This is a genomic window from Acinetobacter sp. YH12070 (assembly GCF_013419625.1).
Taxonomy (GTDB): Bacteria; Pseudomonadota; Gammaproteobacteria; order Pseudomonadales; family Moraxellaceae; genus Acinetobacter; species Acinetobacter amyesii.
Genome location: NZ_VOZT01000092.1, coordinates 1 through 7039 on the forward strand (window position 1 = coordinate 1; position 7039 = coordinate 7039).

Here is a 7039-nt window from a genome sequence, read left to right on the forward strand (position 1 = left end):
GCTGTTTTAGAAGCAGGAATATCAATGCAAAAGCACTGAATAATTTTTTTAATCTTATAGTGACTTAATTTACTGTTTTCTATCATGATTCTAGACTAACATATCTATTCTGCTAGTCTAGAGCCAAAATAAAATGCACATGCAGCAGGAACGCTAATCGGTATGACAGGAGTCATATCTTTAGAATGAATCTAAAAAGCCTTCGATAGGATGTCGAGGGCTTTTTTCATGTCGTCATTCACTCAGCAATCGCACTCTATTCGTCGAAAAATCGCAATTTATCAACAATACTTACATCGCAACAGTAAAACTGTACTTATAATCGGCAAAGATTTTAGACAGAATAATGGCTGCGAGTTCAGCAGCTCGAACTGTCAGCGCTTAGGGATTAGGCGACAACAATAAAAATTGAATTAAAAAATTAGAGAATGACCTATGCAATTGCAACAGCAACAACTGAATAGTTTTACCCGCATTTTTCATGCCGCTCCAGAACACAATAGCCCACAAGATCTTGCACAATATATTGGCGCGCATCGACAAGAGCTTTTACAACAAATCCATGAAAATGGTATCTTGCTGTTCCGTGGTTTTAACATCAAGCAACCCGAACAATTTAACCAACTGATTGAACAATATTTTCAGTTTACGCCATGGAATGCATTTAACCCCAATATACCCAGCTGGGTTGCATCTTGGATGCGAAAATACAGCGAGAACTTGCTCGGCGCAGGCGACTACCGTCGTTATATCGACCGCAACACAGTGCAATTGGGTCCAGTCGAAAACTCGGTACAAGGCCCACATGTTGAAGGCGGCGTGCGCTCAGAACGCTCGCGTTATATCGCCTTATTTTGTCAGGAACCTTCGACGTATTTGGCAGAAACAGGATTTAATAACTTAGAGCAGATTTGGGAGAATTTTCCGAAACATCTACAGGAAAAATATCTCGGTGCATGGAACCATTTTTCTTATGTCTCGGCGCGCGAGGTGGGGCTATTTGACCGGTTATTGCTGAAAAAGAGCCCGTTTAGTCTAGAGATTCGACAAGATAAAAAAGCCAAACTGACCTTACAGCGTTCGCCACTGGTGATTCATCACCCCGATACGAAAAAGCATGTCATTCAGCCGTGGGCTTTTGCCAATAATACCAATCCATTTGCCCATCAGGCGGCCAAAAATTGCTTTGAAAATCGAGGAGAGATTGAAATCGATTCGACGGCGGACGGCATGCAGCTGACTTGGGAAATTTACACGCCAGAAGGTCAACAAATTGAATGCAGCGATAACGAAAAGCAGCAATTTTTTGATGCGATGTATAAAGATGCGCTGCTTTTACAATGGCATAAAGGCGATGTTGCGATCGTCGATAATATTAAAATTGCGCATTGGCGGATGAATGGAGAACAAGGAAATCGTAAATTAATTCAAATTCAAGCCAATGCATTTAATGCCGATGAGCACTATGCGGCTTAGCTGATAGATTTAAAATTCGTGCAGGCCTGTATGTGAGAAGCCCCGTAGGGGCTTTTTTTTATTTTTTGAATTTTTTTGTTTATTTTTTAGCCGCTATTTTGGCTCAATTTTGAATAACCATGCTTTTTCACCGTCCTCAATCCCCCAAATGGCGCCATCTTTGGCTTCAATCAAGCCACGGACCCGCTGTTTCATGTCGATGCGCTGGATTTCTGTTGCCGGTTGATGCGCTGTGTCCACAATCACGATTGCTTGAGACGACAACCCGCCAATCAGCGCTTTATTTTTCCACAAGGGGAATTTTTGCCCTTGGTAAAACATCAAACTCGACGGTGAAATCACCGGTGTCCAGCTGATGGCAGGCGCTTCAAATTCAGGCCGTGTATGATGATCAGGAATCGGTTGATCATCATAATGATCGCCATTCGACACATGCGGATAGCCATAGTTTTTCGCACGCTGCACCAGATTTAACTCATCACCGCCTTTCGGGCCCATTTCGGCCACCCAAAGCTGCTGTTTTGCATCAAATGCCATGCCTAAAGGATTACGGTGCCCGAAGCTCCACACTTGCTTTGCAACCTCGCCTTGGGTCTGAAATGGATTATCTACAGCAGGTGTTCCATCACTATTTAAGCGCAGTACTTTACCCAAATTTGACTGCAGATCTTGTGCAGGATCAAACTTCTGACGTTCGCCCGAACTCACCCATAATTTTCCATCTGCGCCAAACTGCATTCGGTGTGAATAATGGCCTTGGCCTTCTACTTTTGGAATTTGCCTCCAAATGATTTTTCGCTGTTTTAAACTTGGCGAAGCTTCATTGAGGTTTAATGTGGCTTTTTCGATGACAGCGCCAAAACAGCCCTGTCCTGCTTCTGCATAGCTCAGATATATCTGATGATTTTTTTCAAACTGTGGATCAAGTGCAATATCACCTAATCCACCTTGTCCACCATAGGCAACTTTGGGAAGGTTTTTCACCTGTATTTTCTGCTGGTTTTGAGGATTAAAGATAATTAGCTGACCTTTTCTTTCAGTCAGCAATATACGGCCGTCTGAGAGCGGCTGGATGGTCCAAGGTTCATTAAATTGAGCGATTTTTTGTATTTTAAAGCGCTGTTCTTGCTGGATTTGTGCCGACTTTTGAGCTTGGCTTGGTGTTTGATCTTGTGCTGTAGTTGTGGTGTTTTCCGCATGGCATGCGGCTGTCATCAGGATGCCAACGATGAGGCTAGGCGTTCGAAAATATTGTAAGCATTGTTTCATTTACTGTTCCCTTCCCTTTTATAATCCTTTGATTCTAATCAATTAATCAGATGATTTTTCTTTGGAAAGGTAACAGAATAATTTTGTACGTTTTGGCTTACACGACATGCAGAAAATTGCGGCTTTCCAAGTTTCTGCAACAGGCCTATTCTACAGTTATCAGGAGACAGGAAGTTTCCGAAACATAAAACAATAACAATAAGTTTCTGCATCAGGACGTGAGATATGACAAGGAGTTGTATCTAGAACACGAAATACGAAGAAAACCCAGACAGGATGTCGGGGTTTTCTTTATTTATTGATTATTTACCACCCATTAAAAAAATCCCCCATTTTTCGTTGGAGGATTTCACAATCATGATTTTGAGCGATCATCGGACTTAGAGACTTTTCAAGTACGCCACAACATCATTATGACCTGCCATTTCTGCAAGTTCTAAAGCGGTATATTGGGTTTTGTGCTTTACATCTGCACTTTTGCCTACCAATAGCTTCACTACGTCTAAATAGCCGTTTTCTGCTGCTGCATGCAGTGCGCTGTAGCCTTCTTCATCGGCAGAGTTTACGTCTGTGCCATTCGCCAATGATTTTTCGACTTCTGCAAGTTCACCTAAAGATGCCCAGTACACTAGCTCAGGCAGATGCAGTTCTTCATCGTCTTCAGGGATTGGGGAGAATGAGTTGAGTTTCATAATGCAGACCTTGGATTATTTTTCAAATAATGGCCTATATCTTGCCATAAGTTCCTCTTCGTCAAGCTCCAAAATAGATGATAATTTTTTATAATCTGGTAAAGGAGATCTCTTTAATATTGACTGAAACTCAGCATTATCATTCGGTTTGTACGTTAAAATTGATCCATATCCCTTTATCAATTTTAAATTTATTTTCTGCTTTGCAACTTCAGGAAACTCTTGTAAAAATTCATTAAACCCAATAATTAGATCATCTATTAAGACTATTAGCCGCTCACTTAAATCTATAACACGAGCTAATTCGCTTAGGTCTGCAATTTGTGAAATTTCCTGACAGGTAATATTTATACTAGCCCTATTTGATTGTTTCTTATCCAAGATTTCCTTCTTAATTTTTTCATTTGATTCATTGCGGGTCTGTAGCATCTTAATTACGGATGAATAGTTGGAAAACAAAATAAGTAAATTGGGGATATTGTTCCATTTGGAAGATGAGCTGCTAGATATAAAGGCTAACTCATGATATGGAAAACTATAATTTTTATCCTCCAAAATTATAAAAGGTATGGCAAAAAATCTTTTTAATGGATCATTACACAAATTATTGTTGTAATTAAATTTGATAGCTATCAATGATTGATGGATTTCATTACCTAACAATAGCCATTTATTTACGGTGTCTAACTTTCTTTTTTCTAACACTATTTTTTCTTGTCTATGAAAAACAAAATATCCAAGCAATGCGCCAAAAAGAGAAGAAAACAGAGCCATTGCTATTGGAAATATATAATCTTTAAGAATATCTGATTCTTGTTTTAATTGTAAAATTGTCTCTGCTATTAGTTGTTCTTCGCTCATATTTTTAACATGAGTTTTTAATAAAATTCATTTCTTATAACATGAAAAAGCCCCCTTTCGGAGGCTATTCTTTTTAAAGAATCACAACTTAAGCTTTGGCTGTAGTTGCCTCTTTAACATCAATTTTATCACTGTCATTTTCATGCATGATTAATGCAACCGCGATTGCAGTAATCAGTACAGGTAAACCCACTGCCATAAAGTTGAAATGCGCAGGTAAGTTCATACCGAGCAAACCACCAATCAAGATCGGCCCTACAATCGCGCCCATACGACCAATCGCAGAAGACCAACCAATACCTGTCGAACGTACAGCAAGTGGGTAATACTGCGCCACATAGCTGTACAGCAGCATTTGCGAACCAATAGATGCAGCACCTGCCAAGAACACCAAGATGTATAGCAAGAACTGATTCGATTGGAAACCCATCAAGCTCATCACAATCGCGCCCATCATACCCAAAACCATCAACACAGGTTTTAAATGGAAACGGTCAGCCAAAATACCACCGCCAACAATACCCACAACTGCGCCCACGTTCATGACCATCATAAACATTAAGCTGTTATCCATAGAATAACCGGCTGCCATCATCAGTTTTGGTAACCAGCTGCTTAGCGCATACATGGTCAATAGGCACGTAAAGAACGCCACCCAAAACAGCAGTGTATTTACGGCACGACCACGGCGGAACAAACTCACCACGTTAGCAGCTTCAGGCACGCTTTCTTGCGGTAAAGTGAACACTGTATTTTCAGTCACTTTCACTTCGGGCGCTAAGCGCTTCACGATACTGCGGGCTTTTTCCTGTTTGTTTTCTTTCACCATAAATGCCAAAGATTCAGGTAAAAATTTCCAAATCACAGGTAAAAGGAAAAGTGGAATACCCGCAATAAAGAACATGATTTGCCAACCAAAATCAGGGGTGAACCATGAACCTAAAAGTGCCGCCATCACACCACCGACTGCATAACCACTAAACATCGTCGTTACCAGTGTGCTACGCATCTTCTGCGGCGCGTATTCCGACGTTAAAGCCACAAGGTTAGGCATTACACCGCCAATCCCTAAACCTGCCAAGAAACGCAAAATACCAAATTCTGTTGGATTCGACGCAAAACCACCAGCAAAGGTCAAACCACTAAATAAAACGATACAGATCATGATGACTTTTTTACGGCCAATCTTATCTGCTAAAGAACCAAAGAACATGGCACCAAACATCATGCCTGCGAGCGCAGTACTGGCAAGCATCCCCGCTTGCATTGCACTTAAGCCCCAGTCTTGCATCAATAATGGTAAAACCACGCCATTAATCGCTAAATCGTAGCCATCAAATAAAATAATCAATAAGCACCAAGCCACTACATTGAAGTGGAACGGGGTAAATTTAGCCTTATCGACTACAGAATTTATGTCTATTTTTTCCGTTGTCATCGTTCTCATCTCCCATGAGTACTTGTCCATAACATTCATTGAATTTTTAAGTAAAATTCAACAGCCACGGAATATACGGAACAGTGTTTTCTAGGGATATTAGACATATGTTTAATAAATAGAGTCACTTATAAGTGCATGTTAATTGTGTTATTTTTCATGTTTTAGTTTAATTATTGAACATTATCAATATATGATTATTTAACTGATTTTTTTAAATAATAATACCCTTATTTTCAGGCCTAATTCTTCTGTTCTTTCATTAAATTTCAGAACGACACACCATCATTTATTTCTATCTTTAGTTTAGAAAAATTTTAAATGTCTAAAAAACAAACGTAACCATATATATAGAAAAGCTCGTTTGAACACTCTTGATTGTTTTAAAAAACATTGATAGCACTGAGGTTAAGCGATCACCAGCTTACAGCGAAATCCACGAGACGCATAATATGACTGTGCGCCATTATGGTAGCTAAATACATGATCATAACGTCGGTCACAAAACAGTGCCCCGCCATTTTGCCGAATATCGACTGGCGTCACGATCCAGCTCGAAGTCTTTAAATCGAAATGAAAAACTTGCTGTATTGCTCGATAGTCTTCTTCTGTCAGTAGCTCAGCACCGATGTCTCGAACCATGTCTATAACGTTATTTTTCGGGGGATGATCCTTCCGATTCTCCAAGGCATCACGGTCATAGCACAAGTTTCTTCTAAACTTTGGCGACTCTAAGCTGCAATCATAAAATATCAGGTCATTAGATTGCTGATTCAGCATCACAATATCTGGCTCACCGCCTGTTTTTTCCATTTCGATTAAAATTTGTAGTTTTGAGGGCTGTGCTATCAATTGTTTTTTAACATCATCCCAAAGTAATTCTGGATGACGCTGCATATTTTCCTCAAAGCGTTGCTGCAATATCTCTAAAATAGAGACTTCATCAAGATCTTGGAGCATATGTATATCCTATTGTTTTTATACCTTGGAGACTGAACTTCACTATAAAGAATATAGGCTCACCTTGATGTAAATTTTTAGCGTTGTTTAGCCTTATTCTTTTTAAATATCTCTCGTTTTCCTATTTTTGTGCTTTAGCTTTTTCTACTTTTATAACGTTCTTTTCCTTTTTTCTTTTTTCCGCATGCATAAAAAAACACCCCCAACGATTAAGTTGGGGGTGTTTCGAATAATGAGCTGGCGATGACTTACTCTCACATGGGTAACCCCACACTACCATCAGCGCTAAGAGGTTTCACTTCTGAGTTCGGGAAGGGATCAGGTGGTTCACTCTTGCTATTGT

Annotated in this window: 6 protein-coding genes, 1 rRNA gene and 1 pseudogene; 1 reads left to right on the forward strand and 7 read right to left on the reverse strand. The window is 39.9% G+C overall.

Annotated elements, in window-relative coordinates:
• Positions 1-86, reverse strand: a pseudogene (locus FTU17_RS16340) (IS1595 family transposase); the annotation flags it as partial.
• Between the two features lie 349 nt (positions 87-435).
• Between FTU17_RS16340 and FTU17_RS16345 the strand changes: the two are divergent.
• A complete protein-coding gene (locus FTU17_RS16345) occupies positions 436-1476 on the forward strand; it encodes a TauD/TfdA family dioxygenase (RefSeq protein ID WP_180136035.1) in 1041 nt (346 codons plus the stop codon).
• A gap of 93 nt (positions 1477-1569) precedes the next feature.
• Here FTU17_RS16345 and FTU17_RS16350 read toward each other — a convergent pair whose 3' ends face one another.
• The 6 genes from FTU17_RS16350 to rrf all read right to left on the reverse strand — a co-directional run.
• Positions 1570-2745, reverse strand: a complete 1176-nt coding sequence (locus FTU17_RS16350; RefSeq protein WP_373684079.1) for a PQQ-dependent sugar dehydrogenase — start codon at positions 2743-2745, stop codon at positions 1570-1572.
• Between the two features lie 380 nt (positions 2746-3125).
• On the reverse strand, positions 3126-3437 hold the full coding sequence (locus FTU17_RS16355) for an ankyrin repeat domain-containing protein (protein ID WP_168379824.1): 312 nt from the start codon (positions 3435-3437) through the stop codon (positions 3126-3128).
• Between the two features lie 15 nt (positions 3438-3452).
• On the reverse strand, positions 3453-4298 hold the full coding sequence (locus tag FTU17_RS16360) for a hypothetical protein (RefSeq protein ID WP_180136037.1): 846 nt from the start codon (positions 4296-4298) through the stop codon (positions 3453-3455).
• 88 nt (positions 4299-4386) lie between these two features.
• Complete coding sequence (locus FTU17_RS16365) at positions 4387-5736, reverse strand: aromatic acid/H+ symport family MFS transporter (protein WP_078190664.1); 1350 nt, start codon at positions 5734-5736, stop codon at positions 4387-4389.
• Positions 5737-6144: 408 nt separating this feature from the next.
• A complete protein-coding gene (locus FTU17_RS16370) occupies positions 6145-6696 on the reverse strand; it encodes a DUF4256 domain-containing protein (RefSeq protein WP_168379821.1) in 552 nt (183 codons plus the stop codon).
• A gap of 235 nt (positions 6697-6931) precedes the next feature.
• Positions 6932-7039 (reverse strand): 5S ribosomal RNA (gene rrf / locus FTU17_RS16375); the annotation flags it as partial.

Coding starts and splice junctions, on each gene's coding strand:
- FTU17_RS16345 (WP_180136035.1), top strand. CDS start 436: ATGCAATTGCAACAGCAACAACTGAATAGTTTTACCCGCATTTTTCAT.
- FTU17_RS16350 (WP_373684079.1), bottom strand. CDS start 2,745: ATGAAACAATGCTTACAATATTTTCGAACGCCTAGCCTCATCGTTGGC.
- FTU17_RS16355 (WP_168379824.1), bottom strand. CDS start 3,437: ATGAAACTCAACTCATTCTCCCCAATCCCTGAAGACGATGAAGAACTG.
- FTU17_RS16360 (WP_180136037.1), bottom strand. CDS start 4,298: ATGAGCGAAGAACAACTAATAGCAGAGACAATTTTACAATTAAAACAA.
- FTU17_RS16365 (WP_078190664.1), bottom strand. CDS start 5,736: ATGACAACGGAAAAAATAGACATAAATTCTGTAGTCGATAAGGCTAAA.
- FTU17_RS16370 (WP_168379821.1), bottom strand. CDS start 6,696: ATGCTCCAAGATCTTGATGAAGTCTCTATTTTAGAGATATTGCAGCAA.